General features: G+C 64.6%; 18 protein-coding genes and 1 tRNA gene. 13 read left to right on the top strand and 6 right to left on the bottom strand.

Annotation, left to right across the window (positions count from 1 at the left end):
* Positions 1-33: 33 nt before the first annotated feature.
* From ACFSUD_RS09410 to ACFSUD_RS09380, 7 genes are all read left to right on the top strand, one after another.
* Positions 34-1,119 (top strand): ABC transporter permease, encoded by a 1,086-nt coding sequence (locus ACFSUD_RS09410; protein WP_386373706.1) that lies wholly within the window; start codon positions 34-36, stop codon positions 1,117-1,119.
* Positions 1,119-2,039, top strand: a complete 921-nt coding sequence (locus tag ACFSUD_RS09405) for an ABC transporter permease (RefSeq protein WP_386373704.1) — start codon at positions 1,119-1,121, stop codon at positions 2,037-2,039. Before ACFSUD_RS09410 ends, ACFSUD_RS09405 begins: the two co-directional genes overlap by 1 nt.
* Before the next feature lie 48 nt (positions 2,040-2,087).
* Complete coding sequence (locus ACFSUD_RS09400) at positions 2,088-3,161, top strand: BMP family ABC transporter substrate-binding protein (RefSeq protein ID WP_386373703.1); 1,074 nt, start codon at positions 2,088-2,090, stop codon at positions 3,159-3,161.
* Positions 3,162-3,264: 103 nt separating this feature from the next.
* Entirely contained in the window at positions 3,265-4,212 is a 948-nt protein-coding gene (locus ACFSUD_RS09395) for an aldo/keto reductase (RefSeq protein WP_386373701.1), read from the top strand.
* Entirely contained in the window at positions 4,209-5,288 is a 1,080-nt protein-coding gene (locus ACFSUD_RS09390; RefSeq protein ID WP_386373700.1) for an NAD(P)/FAD-dependent oxidoreductase, read from the top strand. The genes ACFSUD_RS09395 and ACFSUD_RS09390 overlap by 4 nt, the downstream gene beginning before the upstream one ends.
* On the top strand, positions 5,285-5,941 hold the full coding sequence (locus ACFSUD_RS09385; RefSeq protein ID WP_386373698.1) for a DUF938 domain-containing protein: 657 nt from the start codon (positions 5,285-5,287) through the stop codon (positions 5,939-5,941). The genes ACFSUD_RS09390 and ACFSUD_RS09385 overlap by 4 nt, the downstream gene beginning before the upstream one ends.
* Positions 5,938-6,720 (top strand): glycoside hydrolase family 25 protein, encoded by a 783-nt coding sequence (locus tag ACFSUD_RS09380; RefSeq protein WP_386373696.1) that lies wholly within the window; start codon positions 5,938-5,940, stop codon positions 6,718-6,720. The genes ACFSUD_RS09385 and ACFSUD_RS09380 overlap by 4 nt, the downstream gene beginning before the upstream one ends.
* Here ACFSUD_RS09380 and ACFSUD_RS09375 read toward each other — a convergent pair.
* Together ACFSUD_RS09375 and ACFSUD_RS09370 are read right to left on the bottom strand one after the other, a co-directional pair.
* A complete protein-coding gene (locus tag ACFSUD_RS09375) occupies positions 6,714-7,514 on the bottom strand; it encodes a hypothetical protein (protein WP_386373694.1) in 801 nt (266 codons plus the stop codon). The two genes, ACFSUD_RS09380 and ACFSUD_RS09375, sit on opposite strands and share 7 nt — an antisense overlap.
* Entirely contained in the window at positions 7,511-10,006 is a 2,496-nt protein-coding gene (locus ACFSUD_RS09370; RefSeq protein WP_386373692.1) for a GcvT family protein, read from the bottom strand. The genes ACFSUD_RS09375 and ACFSUD_RS09370 overlap by 4 nt, the downstream gene beginning before the upstream one ends.
* A 197-nt stretch (positions 10,007-10,203) precedes the next feature.
* Here ACFSUD_RS09370 and ACFSUD_RS09365 point away from each other — a divergent pair, with 197 nt between their 5' ends.
* Entirely contained in the window at positions 10,204-10,851 is a 648-nt protein-coding gene (locus tag ACFSUD_RS09365; RefSeq protein WP_386373690.1) for a TenA family protein, read from the top strand.
* Positions 10,852-10,894: 43 nt separating this feature from the next.
* Here ACFSUD_RS09365 and ACFSUD_RS09360 read toward each other — a convergent pair whose 3' ends face one another.
* The 3 genes from ACFSUD_RS09360 to ACFSUD_RS09350 form a co-directional block, all read right to left on the bottom strand.
* Positions 10,895-11,455: a DsrE family protein gene (locus ACFSUD_RS09360; RefSeq protein ID WP_386373688.1), complete on the bottom strand. Its 561-nt coding sequence runs from the start codon at positions 11,453-11,455 to the stop codon at positions 10,895-10,897.
* A gap of 104 nt (positions 11,456-11,559) precedes the next feature.
* A complete protein-coding gene (locus ACFSUD_RS09355) occupies positions 11,560-12,963 on the bottom strand; it encodes an FAD-binding oxidoreductase (RefSeq protein ID WP_386373686.1) in 1,404 nt (467 codons plus the stop codon).
* Between the two features lie 183 nt (positions 12,964-13,146).
* Positions 13,147-14,133 (bottom strand): 2-hydroxyacid dehydrogenase, encoded by a 987-nt coding sequence (locus tag ACFSUD_RS09350; RefSeq protein WP_386373684.1) that lies wholly within the window; start codon positions 14,131-14,133, stop codon positions 13,147-13,149.
* Between the two features lie 134 nt (positions 14,134-14,267).
* On the opposite strand from ACFSUD_RS09350, the gene ACFSUD_RS09345 reads away from it, so the two are divergent.
* The 3 genes from ACFSUD_RS09345 (at position 14,268) to ACFSUD_RS09335 (ending at position 16,208) form a co-directional block, all read left to right on the top strand.
* Positions 14,268-14,798, top strand: coding sequence for an SH3 domain-containing protein (locus ACFSUD_RS09345; protein ID WP_386373682.1), 531 nt, complete (start codon positions 14,268-14,270; stop codon positions 14,796-14,798).
* Positions 14,799-14,942: 144 nt separating this feature from the next.
* The gene (locus tag ACFSUD_RS09340) at positions 14,943-15,935 is read left to right on the top strand and encodes an NADPH:quinone reductase (protein WP_386373680.1); all 993 of its coding nucleotides are present in this window, start codon (positions 14,943-14,945) and stop codon (positions 15,933-15,935) included.
* 198 nt (positions 15,936-16,133) lie between these two features.
* Positions 16,134-16,208, top strand: a tRNA-Gln gene (locus ACFSUD_RS09335).
* Between the two features lie 127 nt (positions 16,209-16,335).
* Here ACFSUD_RS09335 and clpB read toward each other — a convergent pair.
* Complete coding sequence (clpB, locus tag ACFSUD_RS09330; protein ID WP_386373678.1) at positions 16,336-18,951, bottom strand: ATP-dependent chaperone ClpB; 2,616 nt, start codon at positions 18,949-18,951, stop codon at positions 16,336-16,338.
* Positions 18,952-19,336: 385 nt separating this feature from the next.
* Here clpB and ACFSUD_RS09325 point away from each other — a divergent pair, with 385 nt between their 5' ends.
* Positions 19,337-19,651 (top strand): orotidine 5-phosphate decarboxylase, encoded by a 315-nt coding sequence (locus ACFSUD_RS09325; protein ID WP_386373676.1) that lies wholly within the window; start codon positions 19,337-19,339, stop codon positions 19,649-19,651.
* A 291-nt stretch (positions 19,652-19,942) separates the two neighbouring features.
* Positions 19,943-20,638, top strand: coding sequence for an orotidine-5'-phosphate decarboxylase (pyrF, locus tag ACFSUD_RS09320; RefSeq protein WP_386373758.1), 696 nt, complete (start codon positions 19,943-19,945; stop codon positions 20,636-20,638).
* Positions 20,639-20,719 lie beyond the last annotated feature (81 nt).

Raw genomic sequence — 20,719 nt, 5'->3', positions numbered from 1 at the left:
GTGTTTTGGTGAGAGTGATGGTCTGGGGGATGCATGGTCCGGCTTGAGAAACGGCCGCAGCCGAGCCGGGCGGTGTCGCTGGCGACGCCGGTGCTGGCGGTGCTGGCGACGATGGTCTTTGGCGGATTATTGTTCGCGGTTTTGGGCAAGGATCCGATCACCGCGATCCTGACGATCTTCTGGGAGCCGCTGTTCGGCGAATTCGCCTTTTATTATCGCCCGCAGCTGCTGATCAAGGGCGCGCCGCTGGTGCTGATCGCGATCGGGCTGAGCCTTGGGTTCAAGGCCGGGATCTGGAACATCGGGGCCGAGGGGCAATATATCATGGGCGCCTTGTTCGGCGCCGCGACGGGGCTGGCGTTCTATCCGATCGAGGGTTGGTATATCTTTCCGCTGATGGTGCTGGCCGGGGCTTTCGGCGGTTGGCTCTGGGCGATGATCCCGGGGTTTCTGAAGGTGCGGTTCGGTACCAATGAAATCCTCGTTTCGCTGATGCTGGTCTATGTGGCCGAGCAGTTCCTTGCGTCCATGTCGCTGGGATTGCTGAAAAACCCGGAAGGCTTCGGGTTTCCGGGATCGCGCAACCTGCAGCAATATGCCTCGGCCTACAACGCCGAGATCTTCGAAGGATCGGGCATGCATTGGGGCGTGGTGGCGGCGCTGATCGCGGTGATCTTTGCCTATGTGCTGCTGAGCCGTCACCGGCTCGGCTTTGCCATCCGGGTGACCGGAGAGGCGCCCCGGGCGGCGCGGTTTTCCGGGGTCAATCCGGCGCGGCTGGTGTTGTTCTGCATGGGGCTGTCGGGGCTGCTGGCCGGGCTGGCCGGGATGTTCGAAATAGCCGGGCCTGCCGGGCAGGTCACGATCGATTTCAACGTCGGATATGGCTTTACCGCAATCATCGTGGCCTTCCTCGGTCGGCTGCATCCGCTGGGCATCCTGCTGGCGGGCGGATTGATGGCGCTGACCTATATCGGCGGGGACATTGCGCAGTCCAACCTTGGCCTGCCTGCCGCCGCGATCCAGGTGTTTCAGGGGATGTTGCTGTTCTTCCTGCTGGCGCTCGACATGTTCACCAATTACCGGCTGCGTTTCGGCCACAGAGTGGAGGCCGCGTGATGGACCTCAGCGTCATCAACCCGCTGCTGTTCATCGCCGGGTTCCTGGTTGCGGCGACGCCGCTGATCTTTGCCGCCATCGGAGAGCTGGTGGCGGAGAAATCCGGGGTGCTGAACCTCGGGGTCGAGGGGATGATGATCACCGGGGCGATCTGCGGTTTCGCGGTGGCGGTGGAGAGCGGCTCGCCGCTGCTCGGCTTCGCTGCCGCGGCTTTGGGCGGTGCCGGCCTGTCGCTGCTCTTTGCGTTCCTCACCCAGGTGACCATGGCCAATCAGGTGGCCTCCGGCCTCGCGCTGACGCTGTTCGGGCTCGGGCTCTCGGCGCTGCTCGGGCAGAGCTATGTCGGGGTCAAGCCGCCGCGGCTGGGGGATGTGGACTTCGGGCCCTTGCGCGATATTCCGGTGATCGGGCCGGTGCTGTTCAGCCATGACATCATTCTTTATCTCGGCATCGCGCTGGTGGCCGCCGTCTGGGCGCTGCTGAAATTCACCCGCGCCGGGCTGATCCTGCGCGCGGTCGGCGAGAGCCATGATGCGGCCCATGCCCTGGGTTACAAGGTCAAGCGGATCCGCACCCTGGCGATCCTGTTCGGGGGGGCCTGTGCCGGGCTCGGGGGCGCCTACATCAGCCTGATCCGGGTGCCGCAATGGACCGAGGGCATGACCGCCGGGATCGGCTGGATCGCGCTGGCGCTGGTGGTCTTTGCCTCGTGGAAACCGTGGCGCGCGCTGCTGGGGGCCTATCTCTTTGGCGGCATTACCCAATTGCAGCTCAATCTGCAGGGTGCGGGCGTTGCCATTCCGGTCGAGTATCTGGCAATGTCGCCCTATCTGATCACCATCCTCGTGCTGGTGATCCTGTCACGGGACAAGAGCGCGGCACCGGCCTCGCTGGGCCGCAATTTCCACGCCTCGAGCTAGAGGCTTCAGCAAGCTCCGGGAAACGGAGCATTAACAGGGGGATGATCCATGAGACTATCTGCAGTATTGACCGGCGCCGTTCTGGCGCTCGGCCTTGCCGGTGCCGCGGTGGCGCAGGACAAGACCAAGGTGGGCTTCGTCTTTGTCGGCCCGGTGGGCGACGGCGGCTGGACCTATGAGCATAACGAGGGGCGCAAGGCCGTCGAGGCGGAATTCGGCGATCAGGTCGAGACCGTGTTCGTCGAGAATGTCGCTGAAGGCCCGGACAGCGAGCGGGTGATGACGCAGATGGCGCTGGACGGGGCGGATCTGATCTTCACCACGTCTTTCGGCTATATGGACCCGACGATCAATATCGCCAAGAAATTCCCGAATGTGAAATTCGAGCACGCGACAGGGTACAAGCGGGCGGACAATGTCTCGACCTATTCGGCGCGGTTCTACGAAGGCCGGGCGATCCAGGGGCATATCGCCGGGTCGATGACGGAGAGCAACATCGTCGGCTATATCGGTTCCTATCCGATCCCCGAAGTGATCCGCGGCATCAACTCGGCCTTTATCCATGCCAAGAAGGTCAACCCCGATGTGCAGTTCAAGATCGTCTGGGCCTATACCTGGTTCGACCCGGCCAAGGAGGCGGACGCCGCCAAGGTCCTGATCGAACAGGGCGCCGACGTGATCCTGCAGCATACGGATTCCACCGCGCCGCAGGCGGCCGCGCAGGAAGCGGGCAATGTGATCACCTTCGGTCAGGCCTCGGACATGGCGCAATATGCGCCCAAGCCTCGGGTTTCCTCGATCATCGACAATTGGGCGCCCTATTACATCGAACGCGTCAAGGCGGTGATCGACGGGACATGGGAGAGCAAGGACACCTGGGCCGGGATCAACGAAGGCATGGTCGGGATCGGCGAGATCAGCGATGCGGTTCCCGCCGAGGTCAAGGAGGAGGCGCTGGCGTTGAAGAACAAGATCGCGTCGGGGGAATATCACCCGTTCACCGGGCCGCTTAAAAAGCAGGACGGTTCCGATTGGCTGGCCGAGGGCGAGACCGCCGATGACGCCACGCTGCTGGGCATGAATTTCTATGTCGAAGGCATCGAAGGGGCGATCCCGCAATAGGCGGCGCCTCACTCCTGAGCGACGAAAGGCAGGTCTTCGGGCCTGCCTTTTGCCTTGGTATTGCCCGTTGCACGCATGGCGGTGACATGCCACCAATTGCGCCATGAGACACAAGCTCACCAGCCCCGACGGCACCGCCGCCAGCCGCCTCGCCTTCGGCACCATGCAATTCGGCGGGCGCGCCGATGCGGCGCAGTCGCGCGCGATGTTTGACGCTTGCATTGCCGCCGGGATCAACCATTTCGACACGGCTTATGTCTATACCGAGGGCGCCTCGGAAACGCTGCTGGGCGAGATGGTGCAGAAGCAGCGCGACAGCCTGATCATTGCCAGCAAATGCGCCTATGAGGGCGGCGCCGGGGCCGGGAATATCCGCGCGCAGGTCGCCACGTCGCAGCAGCGGTTGCGGCTCGATACGCTTGATCTGCTCTATCTGCACCGGTTCGATCCCGAGACCGACCTGAACGAGAGTTTCGACGCGCTGGCGCGGCTGCGCGAGGCAGGCGCGATCCGCCATGTCGGCCTGTCGAACTTCGCCGCCTGGCAGGTGGTCAAGACTGCAGGGGTGGCGGCGCGGTTCGATCTGGAGATCGCAGTGATCCAGCCAATGTACAGTCTGGTCAAGCGGCAGGCAGAGGTCGAGATCCTGCCGATGGCGGCGGATCTGGGCATATTGGTGGCGCCCTATTCACCGCTTGGCGGCGGGCTGCTGACTGGTAAATACGTGGATGGCGACAGCGGACGGCTGCGCGAGGATGCACGATATGCCAGGCGTTATGACGATCCGGCGATGCATGAGGCGGCGCGGGGGCTGACAGGGCTGGCCGCCGAGCTCGGAACTGACCCGGCGACCCTTGCGGTGGCCTGGGTGGCGGCGCATGGGAGCGGTCCGACCCCGATCATCTCGGCGCGCAATGCGGCGCAGTTGCAGCCCTCCTTGGCCGCGCTCGACTATGACATGACCCCGGAACTCTACACGCGGCTTGCGGCGCTGATGCCCGCCCCGCCCCCGGCCACCGACCGCAGCGATGAACAGGACCGATCCAAATGAGCGACATCATCATCATCGGCGGCGGGATCGCCGGGCTTTCGGCAGCGGCGCGGCTTTCGGCGGATGCTAGGGTGATCGTGCTGGAGCAGGAAAACGCGCTTGGCTATCACGCCTCCGGGCGTTCCGCGGCACTGTTCGAGCAGAATTACGGGTTGGCGAGCACCGTGGCGCTGAACAAGGCCAGTGCCGCGTATCACCACGAAGCCAACGGGGGTTATCTGAGCCCGCGCGGGCTGCTGATCGTCGGGCGTGAGGATGAGGCCGAGGGGTTTGCCGCGGATGCCGAAGCGATGGGGGTCGATGAAATCTCGACTGACGAGGCGCTGAGGCTGGTGCCGATCCTCGATCCCGGGCAGGTCGCCTTCGCCGCCTATCACGCGCCCGCCTATGACATCGACACGGACCGGATGTTGCAGGATTTCGCCCGCGAGCTGCGGCGCAATGGCGGACAGGTGCTGACCTCGGCGCCGGTCACTTCGATCAGCCGGATTGGCGAGAGCTGGGAGGTCACCGCCGGGGATCAGACCCACCGTGCCGCGCTGCTGGTCAATGCCGCCGGGGCCTGGGCCGATCAGGTCGCGCAGATGGCCGGGGTGGCGCCGCTGGGGATCATCCCGCATCGCCGCTCGATGGCCCGCCTGCCCGCGCCCGAGGGTCATGACGTCAGCCGTTGGCCGATGTTCTTCGGCGTCGGCGAGGCTTGGTATGCCAAGCCCGATGCCGGTGCGCTGCTGGTCTCACCCTCCGACAAGGATCCGGTCGAGCCGCATGACGCCTGGGCCGATGACATGGTGCTGGCCGAGGGGCTGGCGCGCTATGAGGCGATGGTGCGGGTGCCGGTAACGCGGCTGCTGGCCTCCTGGGCCGGGCTGCGCAGCTTTGCCGCCGACGGATCGCTGGTGCTGGGGCCCGACCCGGACGTGCCGGGTTTCGTCTGGTGCGCCGGTCAGGGCGGTTACGGATTCCAGACCGCGCCCGCTGCCTCACAGCTTGTCGCCAATCTAATGATGGGACGCGCGCCTGCGCTTTCGCCCGAGGTCGTGGCGCAGCTCCGCCCGGACCGGCTGCGCGCATGACCGGCAAGCTGCCGCGCAGCGCTTCGGTCGCTGAGGCAGGTGAGGGCGCGAAATTATTTGCCCCCGCCGCCACCCGCAATGCCGCGGCGCTGCGCGAGCTGCTGCTGGCGCAGGCACCGCGGAAAGGCCGGGCGTTGGAGCTGGCGAGCGGCACCGGGCAGCATGTCGTGACCTTCGCCGCCGCGCTGCCGGAGCTGCATTGGCAGCCGAGCGAGATCGATGCTGATCGCCGCGCCAGCATCGATGCCTATGCCACGCAATCGGGATTGCACAATATTGCCCCGGCGATAGCGCTCGATGCGACGATGCCGGGATGGGGGGCCGAGCAGCGGGGCATGGACCTGATCGTGCTTATCAACCTGCTGCATCTGATCCCGACAGTGCAGGTCCGCATCCTGATCGAAGAGGCCGCGAGCGCCCTCGCCGTCGGGGGTACGCTGCTGCTCTATGGTCCGTTCACACGCGACGGCAAGCTGACCAGCCCGGGCGATGCGCGCTTTGATCGCGAGCTGCGCGCCGCCGATCCGGAAATCGGCTACAAGGATGATCTCGACATCGCGACCTGGCTCAGCGATGCTGCCCTGAGCCCGATCGACCGGGTCGAAATGCCCGCCAATAATCTCGCCTTCATCGCCAGGAAACCCGCGCCATGATCCGACGCCGCTTCGCCCTGCTGCTCGCCAGCCTGACCCTCGCCGCCTGCGCCGCGAGCCCGACCGCCGTGCCGGTGGGCCATGTCACCGCAGCAAAGTTCGGCGACAGCAAGCCGGTGGACTGGACCGGCCATGCGCCCCACCGCTTTGCGGTGCACGGGATCGACGTGGCGCGGTTCCAGCAGAGCATCGACTGGCCTCAGGCCCGCGCCCATGGCGTCAATTTCGCCTTCATCAAGGCCACCGAGGGCGGCGACCGGCGGGATATCATGTTCGACGATCACTGGGAGGGCGCGGGCCGTGCCGGGGTCGCGCGGGGCGCCTATCATTTCTATTACTTCTGCACCTCGCCGGAGGATCAGGCGCGCTGGTTCATCCGGAACGTGCCGCGCGGCAGCGGTGACCTGCCGCCTGTGCTCGACATGGAATGGAACCCGCTGTCGCCGACCTGCGCGCATCGCCGCCCGCCCGGCAACGTGGTGCGCGACGAGATGCGCCGCTTCCTGCGGCTGGTGAGCAATCATTACGGGCAACGACCGATCATCTACACGACGCCGAAATTCTACCGCGAGAACGAGCTCGATCGTTTCGATGGCTATGATTTCTGGCTGCGCAGCACCGCCAGGACCCCGGCCGAGGTCTATCCGGGGCAGAACTGGACCTTCTGGCAATATACCGCGACCGGCAAGGTGCCGGGCGCCGTGGGGGCGATCGACCTCAACACGTTCTACGGCTCGCACGGCGACTGGGCCGAATGGCTCGCGCGGCGGCGTCAGTGACCGCCATGCCGCCGCCCCGCGCCGTCCGGTGCGGCGGCGGGGGCGCGCGCCACACCACGCATCGCCAGGAACAGCCCGCCGTTCAGCAAGAGCGGCAGGATCAGGATCCGGAACATGTAGACCCCGACGATCGCCACCAATGCGCCGGTCAGCCTGTCGGCATCTTCCCAGAGGCTGGCCGCGATCCGGCGGTAATCGTTGATCCCGAGTTCCACTTCCTGCGGTGAATCGGCATCCTGCACCACTTGCGTGATTTCGGCGATGAGGGCGATGTTGCGGCTGTAGGTCGCCTCGGTCAGCATCTGCGCCAACGGTGCCGCGACGGTGAGGCCGAGCGGCAGCGCCAGGCCGAAGAAGGCGCCGTACCAGCCGAGCTGGCGCACCGCGACCCGCCGCGGCGCCAGCGCCGCCACGGCCAGCGCGGTGCCGAGCACGATCAGTCCCAGCGCGCTGACCGGGCCCAGCGCCACCGCCAGAACACCGGTTGCGATCATGACGCCAAAGACCAGCGCCGCGATCCGTTCGATCGTGTCATCGACCGGTTCCAGCACCTTCAGGGGCTGCGCCGTCCCCGAGGCGATGAAGGACATGCCGATCTCGACCTCCTGAGCGGTGGACAGCACCGCGTTGAGCGTGCGCAGCGTCACGTAGGTGCCGCCTGCCCGCACCGCGATATCGGCGGCATAGCCCTGCGCCCTGGCGGTCAGCGGATCCTGCTCAACCCGCAGCATGAACAGCGACAGGGCGATGCAGAGCACCGCCCCGATGGCCATCGCAAGACGGCGTCGGCTCACCCGTCTTTCCGGATCTTCTCGTTGCGCGGATCATAGGGCGAATCCTCGGTCACCTCGGCGTCCCAGAGCCGGTCGAACATCTTGACCTTGAGCCGGGTGCCGACCTCGGCATGTTCGGGCTTCACATAGCCCATGCCGATGGATTTGCCGAAGGCCACCGAGTAACCCCCTGAGGTCAGGCGCCCGATGCGTTCCTCGCCGTAATAGAGCACCTCGCGGCCCCAGGGATCGGCATCTTCCGGACCGTCGATCAGCAGCGTGACGCATTTCGCACGGATGCCGTGGTCGGCCATCGCCTGCTTGCCGTGGAACTCCTTGGACATGTCCACGAAACGCGGCAGATCGGCCTCCAGTGGCGTGGCATCGCGGCCGAGCTCGGTGCCGAAGGCGCGGTAGCTCTTCTCCTGACGCAGCCAGTTCTGTGCCCTTGCGCCGACCAGCTTCATGCCGTGTTTCTCACCGGCTTTTTCAAGCAGGTCGAAGAGATGGTTCTGCATCTCGATCGGGTGGTGCAGCTCCCAGCCGAGTTCGCCGGTATAGGCGACGCGGATGGCACGCACCGGGACCATGCCGAGCTCGATATTGCGCATGGTCAGCCAGGGGAACCGCTTGTTGCCGAGCACCGTGTCGGGGTCGGCATCCTTGACGATCTCGCGCAGCACATCGCGGGATTTCGGCCCGGCAATGGCGAAGACGCCCCATTGGGTGGTCACGTCATGACATTCGATATAGCCGAATTCCGGCGCCTTATCCTCAATCGCCTTCTTCAGGTAATCGCTGTCATAAGCGGTCCAAGCACCGGCGCTCACCAGGTAGTATTCATCCTGCGCCAGCCGCACGATGGTATATTCGGTGCGCGTCGTACCCGCCCCGGTCAGCGCATAGGTCAGGTTGATGCGCCCGATGGCGGGCAGTTTGTTGCTGGTGAACCAGTCGAGGAACGCTGTCGCGCCCGGCCCCTTGACCAGATGCTTTGTGAAGGCGGTCGCGTCGATAAGCCCGACGCCTTCGCGCACGGCCTTGGCCTCTTCCACCGCATATTGCCACCAGCCACCGCGCCGGAAACTGCGGCTGTCGTGGTCGTTGAACCCTTCAGGCGCGTAGTAATTCGGGCGCTCCCAGCCGTTGACCCAGCCGAACTGCGCCCCGCGTGCCGCCTGACGGTCATAGGCCGGTGAGGTGCGCAGCGGGCGGCAGGCCGGACGCTCTTCGTCCGGGTGATGGAGGATATAGACGTGTTCGTAGGCTTCCTCGTTCTTGCGCGCGGCGAACTCGGTGGTCATCCAGTCGCCGTAGCGCTTCGGATCGAGGCTGGCCATGTCGATCTCCGCCTCGCCGTCGACCATCATCTGCGCGAGATAATAGCCGGTGCCGCCCGCCGCCGTGATGCCAAAGGAGAACCCCTCCGCCAGCCACATGTTGCGCAGGCCCGGAGCCGGGCCGACCAGCGGATTGCCGTCGGGCGTGTAGCAGATCGGACCGTTGAAATCGTCCTTGAGGCCACATTCCTCGCAGGACGGAATACGGTGGTTCATCGCCATGTACTGATCCTCGATCCGCTCGAGATCGAGCTGGAACAGGTCGGCGCGGAAAGAATCGGGCACGCCATATTCAAAGCGTGCCGGCGCGCCCTTCTCATAGACCCCGAGAATCCAGCCGCCGCGCTCTTCGCGGACATAGCTCTGCGCATCGGCATCGCGGATCACCGGATGCTCGACATTGCCTTCGCCTTTGCGGAATTCGACCAGCGCCGGGTCCTGATCCATCACGATGAACGTATGTTCAACCGGGATCGCGGGCATCTTGATGCCCAGCATCTTCGCGGTGCGCTGCGCATGGTTGCCGGAGGCGGTAACCACATGTTCGGCGGTGATCACGATCTGCTCGTCCGACGGCACCAGATTGCCGCCCCTTTCGATCATCTTCGTCGCCGTGACCTCCCAGGCCTCGCCATTCCAGTGGAAGGCGTCGGCCTGCCACTTGCGTTCGATCATCACGCCGCGCTGCCGCGCGCCCCTGGCCATCGCCATGGTGACATCGGCGGGGTTAATATAGCCGTCGGTCTGGTGATAGAGCGCACCCTTGAGATCTTCGGTGCGGATCAGCGGCCATTTTGCCTTCACCTGCTCGGGAGTCATGAATTCATAGGGCACGCCGCAGGTCTCGGCGGTCGAGGCATAGAGCATGTATTCGTCCATGCGTTCATCGCATTGCGCCATGCGCAGATTGCCGACCACGGCGAACCCGGCGTTGAGCCCGGTTTCCTCTTCCAGCGTCTTGTAGAAGCGGATCGAGTAATCGTGGATATGGGTGGTCGCGTAGGACATGTTGAAATAGGGCAGCAGCCCCGCCGCATGCCAGGTCGAGCCGCTGGTCAGCTCGTCGCGTTCCAGCAGCATGACATCTTCCCAACCGGCGCGGGCCAGATGATAGGCAATCGAGGTGCCCACCGCCCCGCCGCCGACGACCAATGCTTTTACTTGCGTCTTCATGTCTCGAATCCTTTGCGCCAACTTGAGCCATTTCTACTGCGCCGCCGCACGGCAGGCACAAGGGAGCCGACCCAACAGAGCGGAAAACCGACCTCCCATGTCAAAGAGCCGTGTCAGCCGGGCAATCGACCTGTCTGGACAATGGCTTGCCCCGCTCCCATGGTCCGCGCGAAGCAACATCGACGAGGACAGAAGACTTGCGCCCCACCGACCATCTCCGCGCCCTGAGCGGCCCCGACTGGCAGCACGCCACCGATCATCCCTTCTGCCGCGAGCTCGCCGCGGGCACGTTGCCCCTGGAAAAGATGCGCTGGTATCTGGTGCAGGATTACAAGTTCATTGACGCCTTCACCCGGCTCCTTGCCACGGCGCTGGCCCATGCCCCGACGCTGGCCGATGCCGTGCCCGCCGCGCAATTCCTCGCGGTGATCACCGGGCCGGAGAACACCTATTTCCTGCGCGCCTTCGAGGCGCTGGAGATCAGCGAGGACGCGCGTGATACCCCCGCCGCCGCGCCGACAAGGGCGTTTCAGGAGCTGATGATCGCGGCGCGCCACTCCGGCAGCTATGCAGAGATGCTGGCGGTGCTGACGGTGGCGGAATGGAGCTATCTGACCTGGGGCGAGCGCCATGCGCCGCCTGCGCCCGATCTGCCGTTCTGGTTCGCCGAATGGATCACCCTGCATTCCGGTGAAGGCTTCGCCTCGGTCATCGCCTATCTGCGCGAACAGCTCGACCGCGCGTGGGAAGATCTAGATGAAAGTCAACGCGCGCGGGTCGAGCAGATCTTCAAACAGGCGGTCGCCATCGAATGCGCCTTCTTCGACGCGGCCTACGCCGCCTGACCCTCAGCGCCGCGGCAGGAGTGATCCCGCCGCGGCATATCCGTCACTCGTCCATCGTGACTTCGGGATATTTCGGGATGATGTGCTCCTCCCGCGTCATCCGCGGAAACAGCGCCGGGTACATGTAGCTGTAGCCCTCCGCCTGATATTTCGCGATGTCGATGACCGCCGCAGGCACCACGGTGATCAGGTCATAGAAATCCTCCGGCGCATAGCCCCGGCCCCGCGCGGCATTGCGGCAGACATGGATCTCGACCCCCATATCGGTCAGTTCCTTGAGCTTTTCATAGGCGTCGGGAAATGCCTCGCTGTTGAGCCGTGAAAATGCGTGCAGATCATTGCCGTGGGCGACGATGATGAATCTCGAATTCTCCATATCGCCGAATTCCTGCATCGCCTTGATGTGGTTCTTCACATAACCAAGCGCGCGCAAACCGTCCTGCGGTGTGGCAAAGTTCCAGTCATAAAGCGCCTTCTGCGCCTCATATTGCACCGGATCGAATTTTGACGGGTCCTGCGGCCCGGCAAGGGCGGCCCCGGCCAGCGCCAGTGTCGCCACGCCCGCGGCGATTGCTCCGATGATTTTACGGTTTCCGCCTGTCATGTCTGCTCCCCTTTTCCCAAGACATCACGCAGGAGCCTGGGCCCCACCCGCCGCTTTAACAAGAGTTTTTTCGCAGATGCTGCAGAGTGGCGCTGCGGACGTTCTCAGCCCGGCAGGATCTTTCCGGGGTTCATGATGTTGTCCGGATCGAGCGCCGCCTTGATCGCCGCCATCACCCCGGTCGCGACACCCAGCTCTTTCAGCAGATAGGGTTTCTTGCCCTGCCCGATGCCATGCTCGCCGGTGCAGGTCCCTTCCAGCGAGATCGCCAGATCGTTGAGCCAGCCGACGAAGTCATTGGCCTTTTCCTGCTCTTCGGCGCTGTCGGGATCGACCAGCAACAAGGCATGGAAATTGCCATCCCCGGCGTGACCGACGATCGGCGCGATGAAGCCAAGCTCGGCCAGCCGCGCCTGCGCCGCTCCCACCGCCTCGGCCAGTTTCGAGATCGGCACGCAGACATCCGTCGAGATGCCCTTGGCGCCGGGGCGCAGCTGCAACGTCGCCCAATAGGCGTCATGCCGTGCCTGCCAGAGCTTGTTCCGCTCCTCCGCGGTGCTGGTCGCGACAAAGCCGGTGCCGCCATGTTCCTCCGCCAGCATGCCGAACACCTCGGCCTGCTCGGCCACCCCGGCCTCGGTGCCGTGGAATTCGACCAGCAGCATCGGCGTTTCCGGCAGGTCGAGCTTGGAATAGGCGTTCACCGCGCCCACCGTCTGCGCATCCAGCAATTCGATCCGCGCCACGGGAAGCCCGTATTGCACGACATTCATCACCGTCCGGCAGGCCGCATCGACGCTCGGGAAAGAGCAGCGCGCCGAAGAGCTCGCCTCGGGAATGCCCTGCAGTTTCAGGGTGATTTCGGTGATGATCCCGAGGGTGCCCTCGGCGCCCACCATCAGCCGGGTCAGGTCATACCCGGCGGAAGACTTGCGCGCGCGCTGCCCGGTGCGGATCACCGTCCCGTCGGCCATCACCACCTCAAGGCTCAACACATTGTCCTTCATCGTGCCGTAGCGCACCGCGTTGGTGCCCGACGCGCGGGTCGAGGCCATGCCGCCAAGCGAGGCATTGGCGCCCGGATCGATTGGAAAGAACAGACCCTGATCGCGCAGATAGGTATTGAGCGCCTCACGGGTCACCCCGGGCTGCACCCGGCAATCAAGATCCCCGGCATTCACCGCCAACACAGCATCCATCTGACTCAAATCGACCGAAATCCCGCCCGCAGGCGCGTTCACATGCCCCTCGAGCGAAGACCCGGTACCGAAAGCGATTACCGGCACTTTATGCGCAGCGCAGATTTTGACGATCTGCGCGACTTCGTCTGTGGAACGCGCAAAGATCACCGCATCGGGGCTCTGGTTTTTGATCCAGGTCGTGGTGTGGCCGTGCTGCTCACGGATCGCCTGCCCGGTCTGGCACCGATCCCCGAATTGCTGCTGCAGCACCGCCAAAGCCTCGGCAATCCCGTCTTCGTTGCGCGGCAGATCTGTCGCCTGAACCATTGCGGCCTCCCATTTGTCTGCACAAATGATTGCCGCCATTTCCAGGTCGATGCAATGGCCCTTTTGAGCCTTTGCGCCCGCCGATCGCGGCGACAGGGGCGCGGCCCCGTTTCTTCTGACCGAAAATACCTCGGGGAGCTTGAGGGGCAGCGCCCCTCATTCCCAAAAATATCTCCGCAGGCCTCAGAGCATCGCGGGGACCACCTGGTCGGGCGGGCGGTGGCCGTCATCGAAGGTCTTGATGTTGATCAGCACCTTCTCGCCCATCTCGAGCCGCCCCTCCAGGGTCGCCGACCCCATATGCGGCAGCAGAACGACGTTCTCCAGCTCTTTCAACCGCGGATTGATGCTGGTGGCATTCTCGTAGACGTCGAGCCCGGCGCCCTTGATCTCTCCGGCGCGCAGCATGCGGGTCAGCGCATTCTCGTCAATCACCTCGCCCCGCGAGGTATTGATGATCACCGCATCCGGCTTCATCAGCTTCAGGCGCCGGGCGTTCATCAGGTGGAAGGTGCTCGGCGTATGCGGGCAATTGATGCTGATCACGTCCATCCGGGCGACCATCTGGTCGAGACTTTCCCAATAGGTCGCGTCGAGCGATTTCTCGATATCGCCATGTAACCGGCGCCGATTGTGATAATGTACCTGCATGCCGAACGCCTGGGCCCGGCGCGCCACGGCCTGGCCGATCCGTCCCATGCCGAGAATCCCGAGACGCCGCCCGCCGACCCGCCCGCCGAGCAGGGCGGTCGGGGCCCAGCCCTGCCAATTGCCCGATTGCATCACCGCCATGCCCTCGGACATGCGCCGCGTCACCGCCAGGATCAGCGCCATCGTCATGTCCGCGGTATCCTCGGTCAGTACGCCGGGCGTGTTGCTGACCAGCACGCCGCGCTGACGTGCCGTGGCGACATCGATATGATCGACCCCGGCGCCGTAATTGGCGATCAGCTTCAAACGGTCCCCGGCCTGGCTGATCAGCGCCGCGTCGATCTCGTCGGTGACCGTCGGCACCAGCACGTCGGCGGATTTCATCGCCGTGGCAAGCTCGCTGCGGCTCATCGGTTTGTCGTCATCGCGCAGGGTGACGTGGAACAATTCCGACAGCCGGGTCTCCACCGCATCGGGCAACCGTCGCGTGACTACAACACTCAGCCGCTTCTTTGACATCTCTGCTCTCCCGCACTTGGCCTGCAACCTGTTGACGTGCATCGTGGGCCAAGCGGCGACGAGGCACAAGAACCCTTGCTGCAAAATGCGCAAAACAATAGAACGTCCCGAGCAACGTCAGTGCAGGCAGCGTCATGAAAACCCGCAGACATTTCGGCATCGCCCTGGGCATCGCGGCGGGGCTCGCCGCAACGCTCATCTTCGCCGGATCGCCCGCGGCGGCGGAGAGCAGCGCGCGCATCGGCGCGGTTACCAACCTGCCGGTACCGCGTTTCGTCTCGATGAAGGCCTCGGAGGGCAATGTGCGCCGCGGCCCGTCGCTCAGCCACCGCATCGACTGGGTGTTCAAGCGCCGTGACATGCCGCTGCGGATCACCGCCGAGCACGGCCACTGGCGCCGTGTCGAGGATCGCGACGGCATGGGCGGCTGGGTGCATTATTCGCTGCTGTCCGGCACCCGCACGGTGCTGGTGGAACAGGACATGCTGCCGTTGCTCGCCCGCCCCGATCCGCGCGCCCCGGTGATGGCCGCACTCGAGGCCGGGGTGGTGGCGCGGCTCGGCGAATGCGAGCCGGAATGGTGCCTGCTGCGCTCCGGCGGTTTCAAGGGCTGGGCGCCAAAGGCGCGGCTCTGGGGCGTGGCGCCCGACGAGCTGCGCGACTGACGCCTTCCGCGCCTGGACGCCAGGTTCTTCATGGTTGCATCGGTCGGTTCTTGAGTATTTTTGGCATAAAGAAGCCCTTTGCATCCCGGAGCGCTTTGTCCGAGATTGGCGCGCGCAGGCGAAACGGCTCAAGGGGGAAGAAGAATGCAGGCCATCAGCTATCAAGATTTCGGCGCGGCACGGGATGTGCTGACCCTGGGTGAGATCGAAACGCCGGAGCCGCAGGCCGGTGAGGTGCGTGTGCGGCTGGTTTATTCAGGGGTCAACCCTTCCGACGTCAAGGCCCGCGCCGGGGGGCGTCCCGGTGTCAGCAAGCCGCCCTATCCCAGAATCGTTCCGCATAGCGATGGCGCGGGAGAGATCGACGCGGTTGGCGCCGGGGTCGATCCCGCCCGGATCGGTCAGCGCGTCTGGATCTGGAACGGACAATGGCAGCGTGCCTTCGGCAGTGCCGCGCAATATATCACGCTGCCTGCCGTACAGGCGGTCCGACTGCCCGATCAGGTCGGTTTCGAGACCGGGGCCAGCCTGGGAATTCCCGGCCTGACCGCCTGCCACGCGGTTTTCGGCGGCGGCGACGTCGGTGGACAGACCGTGCTCGTGCAGGGCGGCGGCGGGACCGTCGGCTATCTGGCGGTGCAACTCGCCAAATGGGGCGGCGCGCGGGTCATCGCGTCCTGCAGCCCCCGCGATCATGAAAGGGTCCTGTCAGCGGGTGCCGACGCGGTCTGCGATCATGGCGCTCCGGATCTTGTGGATCGGGTTCTGGCAGCGAGCGGCGGGCGGCCGGTGGATCAGATCGTCGAGGTCGAGTTCGGCCGTAACGTCGAGAGCGATACGGCGCTCATCGCGCCGAACGGCCGGATCGCGGCCTATGGTTCAGCGCGGGAGATGCAGCCCGTATTGCCGTTCTATCCGCTGATGTTCAAAGCCGTTACGCTGGATTTGCTACTGATCTATCTGCTGGCGGAAGCGCCGCGGAACGCGGCGATCGACCGCTTGCATGACGCCTTGTCGGCAGGTGCGCTGACCTGCCCCGTGCAGGCACGCTATGCGCTTGCCGACACGGCCATGGCCCATGAGGCGGTCGAAGCCGGGAGCCGCAGCGGCGCCATTCTGGTGGCTTGTCAGGACTGACGGCGTCGTAGCCGGTGCGGTGCGGTTTGCGCCGCATTCCGGCGAGCGGAAAGGGGTGCACGGTCACCTGAGGGCGAGGCGGTCCGGCTACCTTCGGACCGCCCTGCTTGTTTTACGCTCACGCTGGAGCGCGCCGGAATTTTTTAGCAAAACAGGTCTTGCACCCGCCGCGCCATCCGACTAATTAGCGGCTCAAGTTGGGGTGTAGCCAAGCGGTAAGGCATCGGTTTTTGGTACCGTGTATCGTAGGTTCGAATCCTACCACCCCAGCCAGTTTTTCCCGCCATACATTTACGCACCGTACGGAATCGCGCCCGGTTGGCGATACGCGCGGCTTCCTGCGACCCTGTCCCAGGTCGGGCCGGAGTTTCCCCCGGCACGGTCGCATTGAGGTCTGGCTTCAATGCAGCGTCGCTTCGTCCGGTTTGGGACGGTTGCTGGCTGCCAGATGGTCACCGATGATCAGCCCGTCGGCCCCGGCGGTGACAGTCACGGTCTCGCCGTCCTTCACATCGCCCGCGAGCAGCATCTCAGCCAGCGGGTTCTGCAGGCTGCGCTGGATTACCCGCTTGAGCGGCCGGGCGCCGAAGACCGGGTCGTAACCTTCGTCGGCGAGCCATTTCCTTGCTCCCTCGTCAAGCTCGAGCGCGATCTTGCGGGTCGCGAGGCGCTTGAGCAGCCGCGACAGCTGGATTTCGACGATGCCATCCATATCCGCCCGGTCGAGCCTGTCGAAGATGATGGTCTCGTCCAGACGGTTGAGGAATTCGGGGCGGAAATGGGCCCGCACCGCATCCATCACGTCGCGGCGCGCCGCGGCCATGTCGCCGCCGTCGGGCAGCTGGCTGAGCGCCTGCGCCCCGAGGTTCGAGGTCAGCACGATCAGCGTCTGCTTGAAGTCCACGGTGCGGCCCTGACCATCGGTCAGCACGCCGTCATCGAGCACCTGCAACAGGACGTTGAACACATCCGGATGGGCCTTTTCGACTTCGTCGAACAGGATCACCTGATAGGGCCGACGGCGCACCGCCTCGGTCAGCACCCCGCCCTCATCATAGCCGACATAACCCGGAGGCGCACCGATCAGTCGCGCGACGCTGTGTTTCTCCATGAATTCGCTCATGTCGATCCGCACCATCGCGTGTTCGTCATCGAACAGGAACTCCGCCACCGCCTTGGTCAGCTCGGTCTTGCCGACGCCGGTCGGGCCGAGGAACAGGAACGAGCCGAGCGGACGGTTCTCGTCGTTGAGCCCGGCACGCGCGCGGCGTACCGCGTTGGCGACGGCCCGCACCGCGGTTTCCTGACCGATCACCCGGTTGTGCAGCTGATCTTCCATGCGCAGCAGCTTGTCGCGCTCGCCCTCCAGCATCCGGCCCGCCGGGATCCCGGTCCAGCGCTCGACAACGCTGGCGATCTGGTCGGGGCGCACCGCTTCCTCGACCATCATTTCGGTCTCGCTCTCCTCGACTTCACCGAGCTCGCGCTCAAGCTGCGGTATGACGCCATAGGAAAGCTCCCCGGCCTTGGCCAGATCGCCCTCGCGCTTCGCGATGTCGAGCTCGGCACGCGCATGGTCGAGCTTGGCCTTGAGGTTGCGCGCGCCTTCCAGCTTGTCGCGCTCGCCCTGCCATTGCGCCGACATGCTGTCCGCCTTCTCCTGCAGGTCCGCCAGTTCTTTTTCAAGCCTGTCGAGCCGGTCCTTGCTGGCCGCGTCGTCCTCTTTCTTCAGAGCCTCGGCCTCGATCTGCAATTGCAGGATCTGGCGGTCGAGCGCGTCGAGCTCCTCGGGCTTGCTGTCGACCTCCATGCGCAGACGGCTCGCGGCCTCGTCAACGAGGTCGATTGCCTTGTCGGGCAGGAACCGGTCGGTGATATAGCGATGCGAAAGAGTCGCCGCCGCTACGAGCGCGGAATCGCTGATCCGCACGCCGTGGTGCAGCTCGTATTTCTCCTTGATGCCGCGCAGGATCGAAACGGTATCCTCCACCGTCGGCTCCAGCACCATGACCGGCTGGAAACGCCGTGCCAATGCCGCGTCCTTTTCGACATATTTGCGGTATTCGTCGAGCGTCGTGGCCCCGACGCAATGCAGCTCACCGCGCGCCAGAGCCGGTTTGATCAGGTTGGCCGCATCCATCGCGCCATCGGCCTTGCCCGCACCGACCAGCGTGTGCATCTCGTCGATGAACAGGATCACCTCACCGGCGGCCTCGGTCACTTCGGTCAGCACCGCCTTCAGCCGCTCTTCGAATTCGCCGCGATATTTCGCCCCGGCGATCAGCGCGCCCATGTCGAGCGCCAGCAATTGCTTGTTGCGCAGGGATTCCGGCACATCGCCATCGACGATGCGCAGGGCCAGCCCCTCCGCGATCGCGGTCTTGCCGACGCCCGGCTCACCGATCAGCACGGGGTTGTTCTTGGTGCGGCGGCTCAGCACCTGCATGGCGCGGCGGATTTCCTCGTCCCGGCCGATGATCGGGTCGATCTTGCCCTCGCGGGCACGTTCGGTCAGGTCGAGCGCGTATTTCTTCAGCGCATCATAACCGTCCTCGGCATTGGCCGTGTCGGCCGTGCGGCCCTTGCGCACGTCATTGATGGCACCGTTCAGCCCCTGCGCGGTGACATTGCCCGCCTCGAGCGCGGTCTTGGCGGCGGATTTGACCATGCAGAGCGCCATGAGGATGCGCTCCACCGGGACGAAGCTGTCACCGGCCTTCTTGGCCAGAGCTTCGGCCTCGGCCAGCACCTTGGTGGTGTTATTGTCGAGATAGACCTGGGCCGCGTCGCCGCTCACCTTCGGCATCTTGCCGAGGGCCAGCGTCAGTGCTTCCACGACCCGCTCGGGCTGTCCGCCCGACGCCGCGATCAGGTTGCTCGCCAACCCCTGATCATCGTCCATCAATGCTTTCAGAATATGCTCGGGAGCGAGCCTCTGATGGCTCGCCCGTGCTGCGATGGTCTGCGCCGCCTGAATGAAGCCGCGCGATCTTTCCGTGAACTTGCTCAAGTCCATGGTTCTCTCCTTTTACAAAAGCGCCCCTCTGTGCTGCGCCCGTCATGCGGCACGTCAGCTTGTGGGCCTCGGGTTCAATTTGGGCAGGGCGGCGGGCGATTCAAGTCTTCCAACCATTGAAAAGGCACCGGTTTTCGAGATGGCTCCCTGCATATCTTCTCCGGCCGCACGAGGCTTCTCCACAATGTCGGGAGTCCTATTCATGCTGTCGGACCGGGATCTGCATTTAATGTAAGTATATGGTAATGTTTATTAAAAATATTTCATCCACAGGTGACTGATTGCGATTGAAACTTTTCCGTCACACCTGGCGTTTATTATTCAGAACGACGCAGAAATCGTAAATTGCCGATCCTGGATCGCGCTTTGTCACGAGGTGGAATTGATGCATACACGTCCCGTCCAGATGACCGATGTCACTTATAACGCGGCCAATCAATGTTTCGAATCTCTGGTCACGCTGCACCATGGCGACAGGCCGCGCAGATATGCCTGCGCGATTGATGCTCCGATCACCATGTCTTTCGAAGATGCCGCCGCAGGGCTGCACCGGCAGGCGCTGCGTAGCGCTGCCGCCGAGACGGGGCTGCAATCGCGGATTGCCCGCCCTGCCCCTGCCCAGCGTGCCGGTCGGCAGCTTTTCGATCCGATCCGCTGGCTTGAAAAGCTGGTAGAGCTGCCCGGCAACCGCGCAGCCTAGAGTTTCCGGCGCGGTGCCTGCCTGCCGCGCGGAATGAGGCGGAACCCAGTTTCGTGCCGACTGTCCCGGCGCGGCGTTCCGCATCCCCAGAGATGTTTGCCTGCCTGCATGTCTCTGTTACTTGCCCGGATCGCGCCAAGGCGCTTTCCGGGCTTTTTTCGCAAATTTTCGGGGAGCGCGCTGATATCCCGCTCGACAATGCAAGTGGACAGGCCGCGCGGGGCGGCGTAAGGCGGTGCCGTCTCGAAACCCACCGGAGCCCCACCCATGTCAGCTGCCCCTGCCAAGACCCTGTCCGATGACCGACTGATCGTCGCTCTCGATGTTCCCAACGCGCTCGCCGGGCTCGAACTCGCCAAGCAGCTCGGCGATACCGTCGGGTTCTACAAGATCGGGCTCGGCATGTTGACCGGGGGCGGGCTGGCTTTGGCCAACGAGCTCAAGCAGGAACAGGGCAAGCGCATCTTCCTTGACATGAAGCTCTTTGACATCAGCGCCACGATAGAGGCCGCCGTGCGCGGACTGGCCCAATTCGATCTCGATTTCCTCACGGTACATGGCGACCCGCATGTGGTGCGCGCCGCCAAGGAAGGCGCGGCCGGAAGCGGACTGAAGATCCTTGCCGTGACCATCCTTACCTCGCTCGACCGGGCCGATCTCGACGCGGCCCTGATCCGGGAAGGCGCGCTTGACGAGCTGGTGATGAGCCGCGCCGCCCGCGCTTTCGAGGCCGGAGCCGACGGGGTGATTTCCTCGCCCCGCGAGGCGGCGGCGATCCGCGGGCTCAGCGAGGCGAAGGGGCGGCTGATCGTGACGCCGGGCGTACGCCCCGCGGGTACCGCACCGGGCGATCAGAAGCGCATCGCGACGCCGGGTCAGGCGATCGGCGACGGGGCCGATCATATCGTCGTCGGACGGCCGATCTGGCAGGCCACCGATCCGGCCGCCGCCGCGCAGGCCGTTCTGGCAGAGATCGCCGGAAGCTGAGTGCGCGGCGCGACGGCGCTGCCTCCGGCGGGAGTATTTTCGCAAGGGTGAAGCAGGGGCGCTGGACGGCCACAGGTGTGA

Origin of the sequence: Sulfitobacter aestuarii (assembly GCF_042685005.1) — a bacterium.
In the GTDB taxonomy this organism is placed as follows: domain Bacteria; phylum Pseudomonadota; class Alphaproteobacteria; order Rhodobacterales; family Rhodobacteraceae; genus Sulfitobacter; species Sulfitobacter aestuarii.
Note: the sequence above shows the minus strand (reverse complement) of the source record. Positions and strands in the feature narration are given on the sequence as shown.

Excerpts from the sequence above, each read along its gene's own strand:
- ACFSUD_RS09340 (WP_386373680.1), top strand. The coding sequence starts at position 14,943 with ATGCAGGCCATCAGCTATCAAGATTTCGGCGCGGCACGGGATGTGCTG.
- ACFSUD_RS09380 (WP_386373696.1), top strand. The coding sequence starts at position 5,938 with ATGATCCGACGCCGCTTCGCCCTGCTGCTCGCCAGCCTGACCCTCGCC.
- ACFSUD_RS09390 (WP_386373700.1), top strand. The coding sequence starts at position 4,209 with ATGAGCGACATCATCATCATCGGCGGCGGGATCGCCGGGCTTTCGGCA.
- ACFSUD_RS09360 (WP_386373688.1), bottom strand. The coding sequence starts at position 11,455 with ATGACAGGCGGAAACCGTAAAATCATCGGAGCAATCGCCGCGGGCGTG.
- clpB (WP_386373678.1), bottom strand. The coding sequence starts at position 18,951 with ATGGACTTGAGCAAGTTCACGGAAAGATCGCGCGGCTTCATTCAGGCG.
- ACFSUD_RS09395 (WP_386373701.1), top strand. The coding sequence starts at position 3,265 with ATGAGACACAAGCTCACCAGCCCCGACGGCACCGCCGCCAGCCGCCTC.
- ACFSUD_RS09400 (WP_386373703.1), top strand. The coding sequence starts at position 2,088 with ATGAGACTATCTGCAGTATTGACCGGCGCCGTTCTGGCGCTCGGCCTT.
- ACFSUD_RS09370 (WP_386373692.1), bottom strand. The coding sequence starts at position 10,006 with ATGAAGACGCAAGTAAAAGCATTGGTCGTCGGCGGCGGGGCGGTGGGC.
- ACFSUD_RS09405 (WP_386373704.1), top strand. The coding sequence starts at position 1,119 with ATGGACCTCAGCGTCATCAACCCGCTGCTGTTCATCGCCGGGTTCCTG.
- ACFSUD_RS09410 (WP_386373706.1), top strand. The coding sequence starts at position 34 with ATGGTCCGGCTTGAGAAACGGCCGCAGCCGAGCCGGGCGGTGTCGCTG.
- ACFSUD_RS09350 (WP_386373684.1), bottom strand. The coding sequence starts at position 14,133 with ATGTCAAAGAAGCGGCTGAGTGTTGTAGTCACGCGACGGTTGCCCGAT.
- ACFSUD_RS09355 (WP_386373686.1), bottom strand. The coding sequence starts at position 12,963 with ATGGTTCAGGCGACAGATCTGCCGCGCAACGAAGACGGGATTGCCGAG.
- ACFSUD_RS09325 (WP_386373676.1), top strand. The coding sequence starts at position 19,337 with ATGCATACACGTCCCGTCCAGATGACCGATGTCACTTATAACGCGGCC.
- ACFSUD_RS09345 (WP_386373682.1), top strand. The coding sequence starts at position 14,268 with ATGAAAACCCGCAGACATTTCGGCATCGCCCTGGGCATCGCGGCGGGG.
- ACFSUD_RS09385 (WP_386373698.1), top strand. The coding sequence starts at position 5,285 with ATGACCGGCAAGCTGCCGCGCAGCGCTTCGGTCGCTGAGGCAGGTGAG.